Origin of the sequence: Bradyrhizobium sp. Rc3b (genome assembly GCF_900114915.1) — a bacterium.
Lineage (GTDB): Bacteria > Pseudomonadota > Alphaproteobacteria > Rhizobiales > Xanthobacteraceae > Bradyrhizobium.
Genome location: NZ_FOUS01000014.1, coordinates 246,756 through 262,336, shown reverse-complemented (window position 1 = coordinate 262,336; position 15,581 = coordinate 246,756). Strand labels below are relative to the sequence as shown.

General features: G+C 66.0%; 9 protein-coding genes. 3 read left to right on the top strand and 6 right to left on the bottom strand.

The features are described 5' to 3' along the window. Positions 1-182: 182 nt before the first annotated feature. Positions 183-908 carry a hypothetical protein gene (locus BM190_RS30290; RefSeq protein WP_409362480.1) on the bottom strand — a complete coding sequence of 242 codons (726 nt, stop codon included), beginning with the start codon at positions 906-908 and terminating at the stop codon, positions 183-185. Positions 909-1,087: 179 nt separating this feature from the next. On the opposite strand from BM190_RS30290, the gene BM190_RS30285 reads away from it, so the two are divergent. Together BM190_RS30285 and BM190_RS30280 are read left to right on the top strand one after the other, a co-directional pair. Continuing rightward, positions 1,088-2,152 (top strand): LysM peptidoglycan-binding domain-containing protein, encoded by a 1,065-nt coding sequence (locus BM190_RS30285; protein WP_092261384.1) that lies wholly within the window; start codon positions 1,088-1,090, stop codon positions 2,150-2,152. Positions 2,153-2,340: 188 nt separating this feature from the next. Beyond that, the gene (locus BM190_RS30280; RefSeq protein WP_092261383.1) at positions 2,341-3,651 is read left to right on the top strand and encodes a Spy/CpxP family protein refolding chaperone; all 1,311 of its coding nucleotides are present in this window, start codon (positions 2,341-2,343) and stop codon (positions 3,649-3,651) included. On the opposite strand, the gene BM190_RS30275 is transcribed toward BM190_RS30280, so the two are convergent. The 3 genes from BM190_RS30275 to BM190_RS30265 all read right to left on the bottom strand — a co-directional run bounded on the left by BM190_RS30275 (position 3,652) and on the right by BM190_RS30265 (position 10,328). Continuing rightward, the gene (locus BM190_RS30275) at positions 3,652-4,479 is read right to left on the bottom strand and encodes a hypothetical protein (RefSeq protein ID WP_210311273.1); all 828 of its coding nucleotides are present in this window, start codon (positions 4,477-4,479) and stop codon (positions 3,652-3,654) included. 1,083 nt (positions 4,480-5,562) lie between these two features. Beyond that, positions 5,563-8,010, bottom strand: coding sequence for an adenylate/guanylate cyclase domain-containing protein (locus BM190_RS30270; protein ID WP_092261381.1), 2,448 nt, complete (start codon positions 8,008-8,010; stop codon positions 5,563-5,565). A gap of 251 nt (positions 8,011-8,261) precedes the next feature. Beyond that, a complete protein-coding gene (locus BM190_RS30265) occupies positions 8,262-10,328 on the bottom strand; it encodes an AsmA family protein (protein WP_092261380.1) in 2,067 nt (688 codons plus the stop codon). A 245-nt stretch (positions 10,329-10,573) separates the two neighbouring features. On the opposite strand from BM190_RS30265, the gene BM190_RS30260 reads away from it, so the two are divergent. Then, positions 10,574-11,248: a Crp/Fnr family transcriptional regulator gene (locus BM190_RS30260; RefSeq protein ID WP_018321583.1), complete on the top strand. Its 675-nt coding sequence runs from the start codon at positions 10,574-10,576 to the stop codon at positions 11,246-11,248. Between the two features lie 142 nt (positions 11,249-11,390). Here the strand turns inward: BM190_RS30260 and BM190_RS30255 are convergent, their stop codons facing one another. Together BM190_RS30255 and BM190_RS30250 are read right to left on the bottom strand one after the other, a co-directional pair. Beyond that, on the bottom strand, positions 11,391-14,525 hold the full coding sequence (locus BM190_RS30255; protein WP_092261379.1) for an efflux RND transporter permease subunit: 3,135 nt from the start codon (positions 14,523-14,525) through the stop codon (positions 11,391-11,393). Further along, the gene (locus BM190_RS30250) at positions 14,525-15,454 is read right to left on the bottom strand and encodes an efflux RND transporter periplasmic adaptor subunit (protein ID WP_018321581.1); all 930 of its coding nucleotides are present in this window, start codon (positions 15,452-15,454) and stop codon (positions 14,525-14,527) included. Before BM190_RS30250 ends, BM190_RS30255 begins: the two co-directional genes overlap by 1 nt. Positions 15,455-15,581 lie beyond the last annotated feature (127 nt).

Genomic DNA, 15,581 nt, shown 5'->3' with positions numbered 1-15,581 from the left:
TACCAGCGAAGGTTAGGGAACTATGAATCGGAACGGAATCAGTGGGTTGGTTCCATCGATCGCGGAAGCTGCCGTAGGGTGGGCAAAGGCGCGCTCTTCGCGCCGTGCCCACGACCCCTATCCGCATCATCCAACGTGATCGGTGGGCACGCTACGCTTTGCCCACCCTACGAGACCACCATTCACCGCTTGATCTCCCAGTTCAGCGCTTCCGCGTTGCCCTTGGCGAACATCTTGGGGACATCGAACTGGCCGGTCTTGAGGTCATAGCGGCATTTCCAGTCCGCGAGCCCTTTCACGGCGACGTTCTTCGGATGCTTGTCCATTTCGCCCGACAGCGAGATCAGGAGGTAGCGGTTGTTGGGCCAGTCAACGCCGAGCCAGCGATAGGCAGTTTCGGTGCCCTTCATCAGATTGGCCGAGATATGGTAGTCGAGCTTCATCTTCTTCGTGTCGGCACGGCTGTGGAAATAGGCCCAAGCGAGATCGCTGAGTGATTGTTTCGTCGCGCTGACGAAGGCGCCGTTCTCGACATGATAGAGAAACAGATCCTGCGAGCCTGAGCCGGTCTTCTGCATCCGCACCAGCCATTGCGAGTCGCTGGTGAAGCGGAAGCCCGCGCCGTAGCCCTGCTCCGGTTTCAGCTCCGTCATCTGGTCGCCGCGTCGCGCCCAGACCTGCCATTTGACCTCGAACAGGTCTTCACTGTCCTTCATGTATTGCTCGAGCCTGGTGGCACCGTCGGGCGAGGTGAAGGCGAGGTCGGCATTGTCGGTGAGGACGAAGCCCGGCGGCGGGCCGGAGGCTGCGAGCGCTGGGGAAGCTGTGAGCGTCAGGGCAAGCGCCAGCCCGAGGGCCAGGGTCAGACCGAGCGCCAGATTTGGGGCGGAACGGCAAAATGCGGTCACGGGAAAATTCCTCAAAAAATGCCGCGATTCAGTCTCGCGTGATTTGACGCCGGCGGGGTGGCACCGGTTCATCCCTGAGTGCGGGGACGGCGGTCTCATCCCATCGACCGTCTTGCTGCCGCAGCCAATTCGGCGCACCTTGCCCCCTCGGCTGATTTGCCATCCAAGGTTCTTTTCCGATGATGACCGCATCCAAGGCCTTCATTGCTCTTTGCCTGCTCGCCCTGGTCGGCACCGTGCTGGTGATCGGCCCGACCGAGCTGCGCCGCCTGCTGCCGGACGGGACCAAGACCGTCGTCGCAGCCACGCCCGAGGCCAAGGTCGAACCCAAGGTCGAACCCAAGGTCGAGGCCAAGGCCGAACTCAAGCCGGCCCCGAAACCGGAAGAATCCAAACCGGAACAGCCAAAGCTTGCCGCCGCCACGCCGCCTGCGCCCGCACCAGCCCCCGAGCCGAAGGCGGGGGCGCTGGCCGAGACCCAGAAGCAGGTCACGGCCGCGCTCGCCGATCTTGCACCGGTCAAGCCATCGCCGGCGGTCGCCGACACCGGCCCCCGTTTCGACGTCGCCCGCGTCGACGATCACGGCGAGGCCGCGGTGATCGCGGGCCAGGCCGCGCCGGGGGCAACGGTCGAGCTGCTGCGCGACGGCAAGCCGCTCGATACGGTGACTGCCGACGCCTCGGGCCAGTTCGTGATGACCCCGCCGCAGCTTCCCGCCGGCTCCTATGAATTGACGCTCCGCGCCAGGGCGCCGGATGGCACGGTCACGCAGTCCAGCCGGACCATGCCGGTGACCATCGCCGAGGTGGCGCCGCCGCCCGCGCGTCCGGCGCCGGTCGCGAGGCAAGACGTGAGGCAAGATACGAAGCAGGCCGAGAAGCCGGACGACAAATCGGATGTCGTGGCATCCCTGCAGTCGGCCTCGCCGCACCCCGCCTCGGCATCCGACAGGCCCGCGGTCCGGCCGAGGCTGGGCGGCGCGCCGAAGCCCCGGGTCATGGCGAGGGCGCCGGCGGCGACGACCGTTGCATCTGCCTCGCCGGCGGACGCCCTCAGCGTTGCGCCGGCAGAGACAGGCAGCCGGGTGATCTCCCGCGGCGACAGCCTGTGGGCACTCAGCCGGCTCGCCTATGGCGACGGCGCCCGCTACGCCGTGATCTTCAAGGCCAACCGCGACAAGATCCACAATCCCAATCTGATCTATCCCGGCCAGACGTTTGTGATGCCGCAAAAGGCGGAGTGAGGGGGCGGTCTTGCTCTTCCTCTCCCGCTTGCGGGTGAGGAAGCCGAGCGCCGATCCTGCACCACAGGCAATTGCCCAGCCTGGGAGATCAACCGCGACGCTTTGCCCTGTATCCCCAAGGAACATTTGGTTCCCCGGCGCGTCATCTCAATGCGACGCAGTGCGCGCTTGGCTGGGAGGAGGCCGAATTGGTCAGGTCAGCGGTCGTGTCAGGACGCGTGGGACTGGCGCTGGCGGGCGCGACCATCCTGATTGCGGCCCTGCTGCTGCCCGGTAAGGCTGAAGCGCAGTTCGGATTGCGTGGCGGCCCGTTTGGTGTCGCCCGTTTCGCCGTCGGCCACATGATCGGCATGTCGCGGCTGCGCCATTCCCGCATGGCAGTTCGGGGCGGCCGATACCGCTCCGCCGCGTTGAGATCACAAGATCCGCGCGGGGCCGAGCGCGGCCAGCCAGCCAACCCTTACGTCCTGCGCGCGGCGCTCACCGCGCAAGCGGCGCTGTCGGGCTGGCAGGGCGGTCGCCGCCCGCAGGGCTGGTGGCGCCATCCCGACGGCAGCTACGGCTGGGTCGGGCCGGTGTTCTGGCCGTTCGCGCATGACGACCTCACCAATGCCGTGGTGTTCGGCGATGCGACCAGCCTCTCGCTCTACGGCTATGGCGACATCTACGCCGCGCTCTTCGCGCCCTATGCGGCGACCGAGCTAGCCGCCTACACCGCACCGCAAGGCAAACGCGCGCGCCGAATTCCGTCGGCGCAGAACGTTTGCGATGCCAGCGATCCCCCCGGCTTTCCGGTGGATCGCATCGCCGCCACCGTGCAGCCCAACGAATTGCAACGCACCACGCTCGACGAGCTCGTAAATGCCTGGAGCGAAGCCCGCGACAGCATCCGTGCCGCCTGCCCATCGCAAGTGCCCGCGACCGCGGCGGAGCGCCTCGGCCTGATGCGCGAGCGGCTCGAGGCCATGATCAAGGCAACCGACGCCATCGAGGCGCCGCTGGCGAAGTTTACCAGGTCGCTCGATGACGATCAGAAGGCCCGGCTCAACGCTCTCGGCAATGAGCGCCGCGCCGCGCTCGCGGCCATGCAGCGCAAAGATACGAGCAAGGATACGAGCAAGGATGCGCAGGCCTCAAACGCCTGCGACCCCGACAGCGATCCGCGCTATGACGAGAAGCTGCAGCGGCAGTACGAGCAGCTCGTGCAGCAGCAATGGCCCGCGGGCGACATTGCCACCACGCTCCGCCTCGACGAGACCGCCCGCGCCCGCTTCGAGGTGCTGCAGGACACCACGCTGCGCACGATGCAGACGCTGAGCGCCTGCCCGGCGGAAGCCGCTGCGACTCCGCAGGCGCGCCTCACCGCCGCAAAGGCGCGGCTGGAGACGATGCTGCAAGCCGTGAACGGCGTCACCGATGCGCTCGACGATTTCGAGGCCGACTTGAGCGACGAGCAGAAGGCCGGCTTCGAGGCGATCGGGCCGAAGCGGGGGGCGTGATCAGTCGCACGCCCAGTCGAACTTCATGTCTTTGAAGTCGAGCTGCGCGTTGCCACTGCCGAAATTGTAGCCGCCGAAATATTCCTCGAACTCGATGTAGAACGGGCTCATCTCCGGCACCGCCTGGCACGGCCGCATGGTGCCGCCGAGATGGTTGCGGGCGTGGTCCTTGCACCAATCGTGCAGGCGGTAATTGTCGGCGGTCGGGACGCCGCCCTCAAAGTAGTAGTAGGACTGATAGCCGGTCGGCGGGTCGCGCGGAATGTGCGGGTCCTGCGGAGCCTTGCCGGCGTTGGGATCGGTTGCGCGCGGTGTCAGCGCGATCGCGAGGTTCGCGGCCAGCTCGGCACGCGGCGGGCCGGCGAACATCTTCTGCGCGAACGGCGCGGCGGTCTCGAAGAAGGCACTGGCGCCGCCGATATCGAGCCAGCGCGGCCGGTCGGCCGTCGCCAGCGCAAGCGGCGCCGGCGGTGTCGCGAACGGGCCGTCATATTCGGCCCTGGTCAGCAGCAGCGCAGCATATTCGTAGTCGAGGATATCGGTCATGCGCGACAGCCGCGGATGCGAGGTGCGCGCCTGCACGGCCTCGCGGATTTCAGGGTCATCGGGCGCGCCGCCGTCATTGTGATCGGGCGCGGTGGCAAAGAATGACAATGCGACGATGTCCTCGCCATGGACGCGGTAATCCTCCGGCAGCAGCAAGGTGAAGCCGTGCATCAGCGGATAGCCGGTGACGGGATCGAGCGGCCATTGCTCGCTGCTGATGCCCGGCGGCAGGCCAAAGACCCAGCCGTGGTCACGCGCGCGATCGGCGGGACGGTCCAGCATCTGCAAGTCATAAGCGCGCGAAGGCAAGGCAAGCGCCACAGGTGGTCTCCATTGGAATTGCTCGCCATTGAGGCGAGGGTTAGTCGCGGGGAGAAGGGATATGGTTCGGGGGAAGGGGATTGTCGGCACCGCCGTCGCCTCAAGCTCCGCTGTCGTGCCGGCGAACGCCGGGACGACCCCGGAGTCCACTGTCCCCACAGCGCCCGTCATCGAGCGGATCGACGTCGCTCGATGAGGATCGCCGACCGTGGCCGGCTTGCGCTTCGTCGTCAGCATGGGTCACCTGTAGCTGTGGTCGTCCAGATAGAGGTCGGTCGCCTCGACTGTCTCTCATAACCCATTGATCCGACAACCCCCGTCTACTGTGCATGGGGTTGTTTGCTCGATATCCGAATTTGTCATTCGAATAATCCAAAATTCGCTTTACTGGAAAAACGAAACACCCTATGCTCCTCCCAACTCATCCCATGGTAAGGGACGGATCGCGATCGTCAGGGTTCGTGGGATGAGGGGCGGTGGACGCGGGTGGCGTTGGCGCCAGATGCGGTCGCAGGGCGGGGTATCCCCGTGAGCGATCAGCGGGCGCGTGTACGACGGTGCTTGCCTCGCGTACGGCAAAATCGTGTGGTCGTGACGCCCGAATATCCGGCGTCAAGTCTTGCAGCGGTGCGCTGGTCCGACCGGACCTGCGCATCCCTCGAAAGCTGCAAGACGACGGTGGCAAAGGGATCGACTCACCGGCGAGAGCGCGACATAAGCCGTTTCAACCACTGCGCAGGGAAGGCCGGGCATTCGGCCGCACCTGTTTCTCCCCTGTGAGCGAATACCACGCACTCATGCACAGGGGTCTTGCGGGTGCCAGCCGGTGCCCGGTCTTCCCTGCGCCCTTCCATTTTGAAGGGTGCCGTGACCCAAGCAAAACCCGGGCGCAATGTGCCGCGGGATCGTGAAATACTGTCGGTGAGCGATACAAGGGCCTGTAGCCCGGATGGAGCGAAGCGCAATCCGGGACTGCCGTCGCTTGTGGCACGACCCCGGATTTCGCTTCGCTCCATCCGGGCTACACCAGCGCCAACGCCAGCTTTACCCCCTTCGTCGCACCGCCGAGGCATCCACCACGTTCTCGACTTCCTCGCGCCAGTTCAAGATCTCCATGGCGAGCACAGGGTGATTGAAACCCTTGAGCTGGAGATCGTCGAGGGCGCGCGCCTCCACCCAGGGCTCGACGATGCCGTAGACGCGGCGGCTCACCACGATCTGGTTGGGCTTGGCCTCGCCGCACAGGCGCGAGGCGAGGTTGGTGACGCTGCCAATCGCGGCATATTCCAGCCGCTGCTCGAAGCCGACCTGGCCGAGCGTGGCATAGCCGACCGCGATGCCGATGCCGAAGCCGAGGCTGTGCCCGCGGTTGCGCCAGCGCTCGGTCAGCGGGCCGATGGTGTCGCGCATCTCCACCGCCATCTTCACGGCGCGCTTGGTGTGGTCCTCGAACTGGATCGGCGCGTTGAACAGGATCATCACGCCGTCGCCGGCATATTTGTCGAGCGTGCCCTCATATTTGAAGATCAGCTTGCCGAGCGCGGCGTGATATTCGCGCAGCACGTTCATCGCCTCTTCCGGCTCGGTCGCTTCCGTGAACGCGGTGAAGCCGCGCAGATCGCAGAACACCACGGTCACTTCGCGGCGCTGGCTGGTGAGCAGTCCTTCCGGGCTGTCGGAGGAGGCGATCAGCTGCGCCACCTGCGGCGCCAGGAAACGCTCGAGCTTGCGGATGCGCTCGATCTCGCCGAGCTGGGTCTTGACGCGCTCCTCCAGCGACTTGTTCCAGTTCTTCAATTGCTCGGTCTGCTCGCGCAGCTTGTCGGCCTGGGCGCGCACGGTCTCGTTCGCCGTCTCCAGGGCGTGGCTCTTGTGGTCGACCTCGGTGAACAGCCGCGCATTGCGCATCGCCAGCACGGCCTGGTTGGCGAAGGTGCGCATCAGGCCGATGATGCTGGCGGCGAACTCGCCGTTCGCGCGGCGCAGCACCACCAGCGAGCCGAGCGTGCCCTGCTGGTCGACCAGCGGCACCACCAGCACCGAGTGGAAGCCGGCCGCGATGGCGACCTCGCGCAGCGGCTGCTCGGCGGCGGCGCCGAGTTCGGCAATCGCGATCGGCTCGCCGCTTTCGGCGGCATCGCTCAGGATGTTCTCGCCTTCGTCGATGGTGACATGGGCGCCGTCGGCGGATTTGTCGATGCCGTTGGCCTCGACCAGGTTGAAGCGGCGCGTCTCGGCATCGAAGCCGTAGATCAGCACCGCATCGGCATGGGTGATCTCGATCGCGCGCGCGGCGATCGTCGGCAGCACGGCGTTGAGATCGAGCGAGGAGGCGACGGCGCGGCCGACCTCCTCCAGCACCTTCAGCTCGTTGATCGACTGCGCCAGATCGCGCGTGCGCTCCTCGACCTTGGTCTCCAGGTCCGAATAGGTCTCCTGGATCTGGCCGGCCATGCGGTTGAACTGACCGGCGAGGTCTTCCAGCTCGTCCGAGGTGCGTACTTCGATGCGGTGATTGAAATCGCCCTCGCCGAGCCTGTAGGCGCCGTCGCGCAGCGCCGTGATCGGGATGATCATGCGGCGCGCGAGCAGCGTGCCGGCGAGGATCGCGACCATGAGGCCCATGCCGATCAAGAGCGCGATGCGCACCAGCTGGTCGCGGATCGGCGTCAGCGCCTGCGTGGTCGGCTGCTCGAACAGCACGCTCCAGCCGAGTTTCGGCACCGTGCTCGCGGCGCTCATCACCGCATGGCCGTTGAAGTCGGTGCCCGAACTGTCGCCCTCATGGCCAGGCGCGATCGCGGCCGCCACCTGCGGCAGCTTCGACAAATCCTTGCCGACATCCGGCCCTTTCGACGACGTCGCCAGCACGCGGCCGCGGGGATCGACGACATAGGCAAAGGCGGCCTTGCCGACCTGCGCGTCGGACAGGAAGTCGGAGAGAAAGCTGAGGTCGATCTCGGCCACGGTGACGCCGGCATTGAAGCCGGAATGCGCCACCGAGATCGACATGAATGGCGTCCGGTCGGCGAACCAGGCCGGCGCATAGCTGACGCCGCGGGCGACGGTGTCGGTGAAGCGCATGTCGCGGGAGAGGTCGGCATTGCTGCCGGTGGTGGTCGACTGGCGCGAGACGCGCAGCACCTCGCGGCCCTCGCCGTTGAGCTGGAACAGCTGGTTGACGACCGAGACCTGGTGCAGCAGCGATGCGTAGTCGGCACGGCGCTTTTCGAGGGTGTCCTGGCTCGCCCGCGTCACCCAGCTGATCTGGCGATCGAGCTCCGAGATCGACTGCTCGATCCGCCGGGCGGCGGCTTGCGCCTTGTCCTCCAGCCCGTCAGTCAGCTGGGTCTTGGTGGCGCGGTAGGAGATCCAGGTCTCCATCGCGCCGTTGACGGCGAGCACGAACACGACGAGGCCGACGAGGGAGACGACGTATTTGGCGAACAGGCCCTCGCGCAGAAACCGTGTCTTGTCGTTCGCTCCTGCCATCCCGATCCTCTCGCGCCGCCATCGACGCCGGCGCTCACGGGCCATGCAGGCCCTTCCCGGCCGTTCTATCACAATTTGGGGCAAAGGACCGCCGCGCGGGCCGGGGACCGGCCGGCGTGGTTACTCCCTGTGGACGCGGGGGCCGGCGAAAGGCCGGTGAGTTGCCGCAGCCTCATCCGTTCGGAGGAAGCCGATGACGGGGAAGCTGATGTAAGGGGATTGCCGTGGAGCTAAGCCCGCCCGTCCGCCAATCACCGGTTAAAGAGTTGCCGCAGCACGTCGTTCATTGGCTGACTGTCCTGCTGCGCGACCGGCGGGTCGTCCAGGGCCGGAGCCGCGGGCGAGGCCTGCGGTGTCGGCGTGGACGGCGTTGCCGGCAGGCTCCGGCTGCGGCCACTGCCCGGCGCGGCGCCAGTGCTGCTTGCCGCGCCGCTGGACAGCCCCTGCTGAATCAAATTGCCGATCGCCTCCCCCAGCGGACCGCCGAGCAGATTGTTCTGGCCCGGCTGCTGGGCTTGCGGATTGGCGTTGCCGGCCGCATTGCCGCCGGGCGCAGTCGTGCCGCCGAGACCAAGGCTGCCCAGAATGTTGCCGAGCCCGGCGCCGTCAGGGCCGAACAGGCCCTTGCCCATCTCGCGCAGCTTGGCATAAGCGGCGTCGGGATTGTCCAGCATGCCGGCCATGTCGGGGTAGATCTTGGGCTGCGACCAGCTGCCCTGGATCATCACGGGAATGCCGAAGCCAACAGGCTCATTGGCGCGGCCCTGACCTTCGGTCGTCATCACCAGCTTCGGCTCGACGCGAAAACCCATCATCTTGGTGTCGAGGGCGATGGTGCCCGCCCCGGTGACGCGCACCAGCGGCCCGATCAGGTTGAGATCGGTCGTCACCGCCTGGCCCTTGTCGATGCGGAACGAGGCCGAAAGCTGCGACAGGTCGGTGCTTTGCTCCTGGCCGGCATTCTGGTTGTCCTGCCAGCCGGACAGCGTGCCCGATGTCAGCGAACGGATCATCTGCGCGACATTGATGCCGCGGATGGCGCCGTCCTGGAAATTGACGAAGGCCGTGCCCTGCATGTTCGCCATCAGCGCGCGCTGGCTGGCGCCCGCGCTGCGCAAGGCGAGCTTGGCCTGCAGCTTGCCGTCGATGCGGTCGAATTCGGCGAGGCCCTGAAGCAGCGGCAGCGCGCGCACGCCGACGAGATCGGAATGCATGGCAAAGCTCGGCGCGCCGGTGGTTGCATCGAGGATCACCTCGCCGGAGACCTGGCCGCCATAGGCGCCGAGATTGGCGGTCCCCGCCTTCAGCACCCCGCCGGCGAGCTTCGCATCGAGTGCCAGAGGCGCGATGCGGGCATCACCGATCACGGCTTCGTTCGCGGAGATCCGCACTTGCGCATCGACATAATTGAGCCCGGAGACGTCGATCGGCGCATTGCTCCAGGGCTGCCCGGCGGCGCCCTCCGGCGATTTCGCCAGCGGAATCGCCAGCCGCTGGAAGTCGAGGTCGAGCTTGACCAGCGGCTTGCTGGCAATGTCGACCGAAGCCCAGCCGTTGAATGTGCCATCGCCGAGCCGGCCATTCACGCCGTTGATCATCACGACGTCGCCGTTCATTCGCATTTCGGCATGACCGCTGAGCTGAGACTTCAATACGTCGGGCATGTCGATGGCGAAATCCACCGGGATCGTCGGCCGGTCGGCCGGCGGCGCTGGCGTGGTCGCCTTGATGTCGAACTTGGTCGGGTGGTCGCCGACGCGCGCGGTGCCAGTGACATTGACCTTGCGGTCGCGGCCGATGGTCGCGTCGGCGTTGATGGCACTGATGCGGCCCTCGACGCGGTCGCGCACGCGCGAGAATGCGACTTCGCCGTCGGTGATCTTGACGCGGTCGATGGTCGCGCCATCCGCGTCGAGCGCGAGTGGCGGCCTCGACGAGCCTCCCGCATTCGGCAGGCGCTCCCGCAGCAGCGGCTGGTAAAGCACCGGATGGGTGACGATCAGCTCGCGGATCTCAGGGCGGCCCGACCACACGCTGGAGAGCGACATGTCGGCCTGCACGCTGTCGATCGTCAGGCGCGTGATGCCGCTGCGATCCCGGGGATCGGCAAGCGAGAGGTCGTTCAGGGTGACGTTCAGCGTCGGCCACAGGCTGATCTTGGTGGTGCCGTCGATCGACAGACGATAGCCGGTCGCGCTCTCGACGCGCGAGGCGATCGTCGACGTCAGGAAGCCCGAGGGGATTCCGACCACCAGCAGGAGTGCGATCACGATGATGACGGCGGCCAATGCCGCGCTGGCGAATTTTACTGCTCTCATCTCGACTTTCCACTGACGGACAATCGGCGTCGAATCCCGCCGGTTATCCATCCTTCGCGGCCGAGTTTATCCCCGGACGGGAAGCGGCTCCAAGCGCGTAAAAATAGTCTGGGGGTGCTGCAAAGTTATGTGACTTATGACACACTTCCCCGGCGCGGTTTTACGCGATCCTGATGGTGATGGTTTCAAGCGATTTGCCAAGCGTCTGACAAGATGACTGACCAGGACTTCACAAGGACATTGAAATGAGCAAGCAGGCCGAATTTGCGGTCATTTTGAAGATGAACGCGATGTTCGCGGATCTCGGTGCAGACGAGCTCCAGCGGCTGTCCAATCTCTGTCACACCCAGCATCTGGGGAATGGCGAGGTGCTGTTCCAGAAGGGCGATCCCGGCAACGCGCTGTTCGGCGTGCGCCGCGGACAGGTCCGCATCGAGACAGGTGCCTCCGACGGCAGCCGGCTGACGCTCAATTTCATGGGCCCCGGCGACCTGTTCGGCGAAGTCGCGGTGCTGGACGGCCAGAATCGGACCGCGGATGCGACCGCGGGCGAGGCCAGCGAATTGTTCGTGCTGCGGCGCGAAGATTTCCTCAGTTTCCTCGAGCGCGAGCCGAAGGTCGCGATCAAGATCATCGCATTGCTGTGCCAGCGCATTCGCTGGCAGAGCGAGCGCATGGAGGAATCGATGCTGCAGCCGCTGCCGGTGCGCCTCGCACGGCGGCTCTGCGCGCTGGCCGCCGATTTCGGTTCCGAGGTCCACATCTCGCAGGAGCAGCTCGGCGTCTTCGTCGGCGCCGCCCGCGAGAGCGTCAACCGCCAGCTCCAGGCCTGGCGCAAGGAAGCGATCCTCGATCTTCAGCGTGGCCGCATCCTGCTCAGGAACATGACCAAGCTGACCGCGATCGCGCGGAACGAGTAGGGCTCAGCCGCACAGCCCGCGAATGCAGGGCTTGCCGGTGCAGACCCAGGGCCGAGCGTGATCCGCGTGAAGGCTATTGGGGTAACATAGCGCCTTGAGGCGCCCTGCGTTAACGCGCCCCTCCGGCCACTCGCCTGAAATCTTACTCCGCAGCACGGTGGGCAACGTCTTTCGATGCCGGCGCCGCGCCGTGATGACTGTCCGTCTCGGCGTCCTCGCTGTGCACGATCAGCCGCTTGGCGAAGCGCCAGATCAGGGCGCCAAAATCGTCCATCACCATGAACATCGCGGGCACGAACACCAGCGACAGGATGGTGGAGAAGATCAGGCCGCCGATCACCGCGAGCGCCATCGGCGAGCGGAACTCGCCGCCGGCGCCGACCGCGAGCGCGCTCGGCATCATGCCCGCGGCCATCGCGATCGTGGTCATCACGATCGGCCGGGCGCGCTTCATGCCGGCGTCGATCATCGCCTCTTCGCGCGGCTTGCCGGCGTGAATGGCTTCGATCGCGAATTCCACCAGCATGATCGCGTTCTTGGTGACGATGCCCATCAGCATCAGAATGCCGATCCACACCGGCGTGGTCAGCTGCTTGCCGGTGAGGAGCAGGGCCGCGATCGCGCCGCCGATCGAGAGCGGCAGCGAGAACAGGATGGTGATCGGCTGCAGGAAGGTGCCGAACAGCAGCACCAGCACGGCGTAGACCATCATCAGGCCCGCCGTGATCGCGGTGGCGAAGCCGTCGGACAGTTCGTTGAGGCTTTCGGCGTCGCCGGAGGGAGAGACCTTCACGCCCTTCGGCCGGCTCTTCATCACCGGCAGATCGTAGATCTTCTTGGTGGCGTCGCCGAGTGCGGCGGAGCCGACGAGGTCGGCGGCGACCGTCGCCTGCCGCTCGCGATCGTAGCGGTTGATGCTGGTCGGACCCTGGTCGAGCTTGACGTCGGCGATGACCGAGAGCGGCACGCCGCCCTTCTCGCCGTGCTCGCCGAGCGGCACGCGCAACTGTTCCAGCGTCTTCAGATTGCCGCGCGCGGCATCCTCGAGCTGCACGCGGATCGGCACCAGACGGTCGCCGACGTCGAACTTGGCGAGCGCGGGTCCGACGTCGCCGATGGTGGCGACGCGGATGGTCTGCGACAGGCTTTCGGTCGAGACGCCGAGCCGCGCCGCGAGATCGGCGCGCGGTTCGACGCGCAGCTCGGGCCGCTCCAGCGTGGTTTCCGAGATCACGTTGGAGATGGTCGGAATCCGCTTCATCTGCGTCGCGAGCTCGCTCGCGAAATTGTTGACGATGTTGGCGTCGACGCCGGTCACGACCAGCGAGATGGCGCGCAGACCGTTCTCGTCGAGGAACCAGAAGCGGATGTCCGGGATGTTCTCCAGCTCCTGGCTGATCGAGAATTCGAGCTCGCGCTGGGTGATGTCGCGGGCATCCTTGGGCGTGTAGTTGATGATCAGTGCGGCGCGCCGGACTTCCTGGGTGCCCGGCGGGACGCGCCCGCCGTCGACGAAGATGCTCTTCACCTCGGGCCGCTTGCGCAGCCGCGCGACGATGTCCTCGGTGACCTTTTCGGTATAGGCAAGCTGGGTGCCCGGCGGAAGCTCGAGGGCCAGCAGTGAGCGCGAACTGTCCTGCGCCGGCAGAAAACCCTGCGGCAACAGCGTAATGCTCCAGATCGAGGCGGCGAAGATGCCGAAGCCGACCAGCACCGTGATGAAATAGTGTTTTACCGACCAGGCCACGATCCGATGATAGGCCCGCAGCACGCGGCCGGGCGGCGGTTCTTCGTGAGTGCCGGGCTTGAGGAAGTAGGCGGCGAGCACCGGCGTGACGAAGCGCGCGGCGAGCAGCGAGAAGAACACCTGCACCGAGACGGTGATGCCGAACTGCTTGAAGAACTGTCCGGCGATGCCCGACATGAAGCTCGCCGGTGCGAAGATCGCGATGATGGTGAGCGAGATCGCGATCACCGCGAGGCCGATCTCGTCGGCGGCTTCCAGGGCGGCACGATAGGGCGACTTGCCCATGTTCATGTGCCTGACGATGTTCTCGATCTCGACGATGGCGTCGTCGACCAGAATACCCGTCGACAGCGTGATGGCGAGGAAGCTGACGAGGTTCAGCGAGAAGCCGAGCAGGTCCATCGCCCAGAAGGCCGGGAAGATCGACAAGGGCAGCGAGATCGCGGCGATGATGGTGGCGCGCAGGTCGCGCAGGAACAAGAGCACGATGACGACGGCGAGGATGGCGCCTTCGAACAGGGTCGAGATCGCCGCGTGGTAATTGCCGTTGGTATATTCGACCGAGGTGTCGATCACCTTCAGGTCGACGTCGGGATAGGCGGCCTTGAGTACGTCGATGCGCTTCTGCACGGCCTCGGCCACCTTGACGTCGCTGGCGCCCTTGGAGCGCTTGATGCCGAGCGCGACGATCGGCTCGCCGTTGAAGCGGGCGAAGGTGCGGCGGTCGGCGATGGTGTCAGTGACGGTACCGAGATCGTCGAGCCGGACCTCGCCGCCGCCGAACAGCGGGATCATGGTGCCGGCAAGGTCGCTCAGCGTCTTGGCGCCGGCGAGCGTGCGGATGGCCTGGTCGTTCTTGCCGATCTCGGCGCGGCCGCCGGCGACGTCGACATTGGTGCCGCGCAGGCTCTGGCTGACATTGACCGCGGTCAGACCCATTGCCTGCAAACGGTCCGGGTCGAGCGAAACCAGGATTTCGCGCTCGACACCGCCGATGCGCTCGACCTGGGCGACGCCGCGCACGCCTTGCAGCGCGCGCTTGACCACGTCGTCGACGAAGTAAGAGAGTTGCTCCGGCGTCTTGCCGGGCGAGATCGCGGCATAGGTGACGATCGGCAGGCCGATCACGTCGACGCGCTGGATCAGCGGCTCGGTGACGTTCTGCGGCAGGTTCGACCGCACACGCGTCACCGCGTCCTTGACGTCGTTGAGCGCGCGGTCGGTGTTGGTCTCCAGCGCGAACTGGATGGTGGTGACCGACACACCGTCGGTGATCTGTGAGGTAATGTGCCGCACGCCCTCGACGCCGGAGACGGCGTCTTCGACCGTCTTGGTCACCTGCGATTCGAGTTCGGCGGGCGCCGCGCCGAACTGCGAGACCACGACCGAGATCACGGGAATGTCGGCCGAAGGCAGCCGCGTCACCGCGAGCTTGGTGAAAGACACCCAGCCGAGAATCAAGAGGATGATCGAGAAGACGACCGACGGCAGCGGATTACGGATCGACCATGCCGAGATATTGAGAGCCATCAGCGTACCCGCGTGCGATCGAGTTCATCGGCGAACATGGTCTTGATCTGGTCGCCGTCATGGAGCGAAGAGCCGGCGTCGGCCACGACGATTTCGCCGACGTCGAGGCCCTCCAGAATTTCCGTCGCGTTGTCGGACGAGAGCCCGACCCGCACCTTGCGCGTCTCGATGATGTTGCCCTTGACGACCTGAATGGTGAGATGGTCGATCGCGGTCTTGGGGATCGAGACGCCGCAGCTTCGCTTGGCGTCGATCGAGGCGCGGGCGAACACGCCGACCTTCAGCGACGGATTGTTGGTGACGCTGATGCGGACGCGGCCGAGCTGCGTGGCGCGGTCGATCTCGGGCGCAACCAGCCGGACCCGGCCGATCAGATCGGGCGCGTCATCGCGGCTGATGCGCACGGTGGCGCCGGAGTTGAGCTTGGGCATGTGCACCGCCGGGACCTGAGCATCGAGCTCGATCTCGTTGTTCACGGCGATGCGGAACATCGGGCCGGCCTGCGGGGAAGCGGGCGCGCCGACGATGGTGCGGACCTCGGTGATGAGGCCCGGCGCAGGTGATTTCAGCGAGATCGGACCTTGCGGACCGGGTCTCTGCGGCTGGCCCGGGATCTGCGGCGGCGCCGTCAGGCGCGCCAGCTCCTGGTTGTCGGCAACGACGGTGCCCTCGGTGACGAAGAGATCGGTGACCTTGGATCCCTCCTGGTCGGCGATGACCACGGCCTCGCGGCGCGGCACGAAGAAGCCGGTCACCCGTACAAGGTCGGAGAAGCAGGCATTGGTCGACTTCGTCACGATGACGAGCGCCTCGCTCTGCGTCTCCTTCGGCTCGGCGCGCTTGCGATGCTCGAACAGGTAATAGCCGACGCCGAGCGCGACGACGAACATCACGGTTCCGGCAGGCTTGAGATATTCGGAGAGGTTCATCGCCGGATCATCCTGGCCTGGCTCACGGCCATCCGCGCGAGGCCCATCGAGAGCATTTCCCTGAAACAAAGCGGCGTCCCGCAAGGCTGCGGGACGCGCTCTGGAAGCGAGACTTTACACCACATCA

Excerpts from the sequence above, each read along its gene's own strand:
- BM190_RS30265 (WP_092261380.1), bottom strand. The coding sequence starts at position 10,328 with ATGAGAGCAGTAAAATTCGCCAGCGCGGCATTGGCCGCCGTCATCATC.
- BM190_RS30275 (WP_210311273.1), bottom strand. The coding sequence starts at position 4,479 with ATGCTGGACCGTCCCGCCGATCGCGCGCGTGACCACGGCTGGGTCTTT.
- BM190_RS30285 (WP_092261384.1), top strand. The coding sequence starts at position 1,088 with ATGATGACCGCATCCAAGGCCTTCATTGCTCTTTGCCTGCTCGCCCTG.
- BM190_RS30270 (WP_092261381.1), bottom strand. The coding sequence starts at position 8,010 with ATGGCAGGAGCGAACGACAAGACACGGTTTCTGCGCGAGGGCCTGTTC.
- BM190_RS30260 (WP_018321583.1), top strand. The coding sequence starts at position 10,574 with ATGAGCAAGCAGGCCGAATTTGCGGTCATTTTGAAGATGAACGCGATG.
- BM190_RS30255 (WP_092261379.1), bottom strand. The coding sequence starts at position 14,525 with ATGGCTCTCAATATCTCGGCATGGTCGATCCGTAATCCGCTGCCGTCG.
- BM190_RS30250 (WP_018321581.1), bottom strand. The coding sequence starts at position 15,454 with ATGAACCTCTCCGAATATCTCAAGCCTGCCGGAACCGTGATGTTCGTC.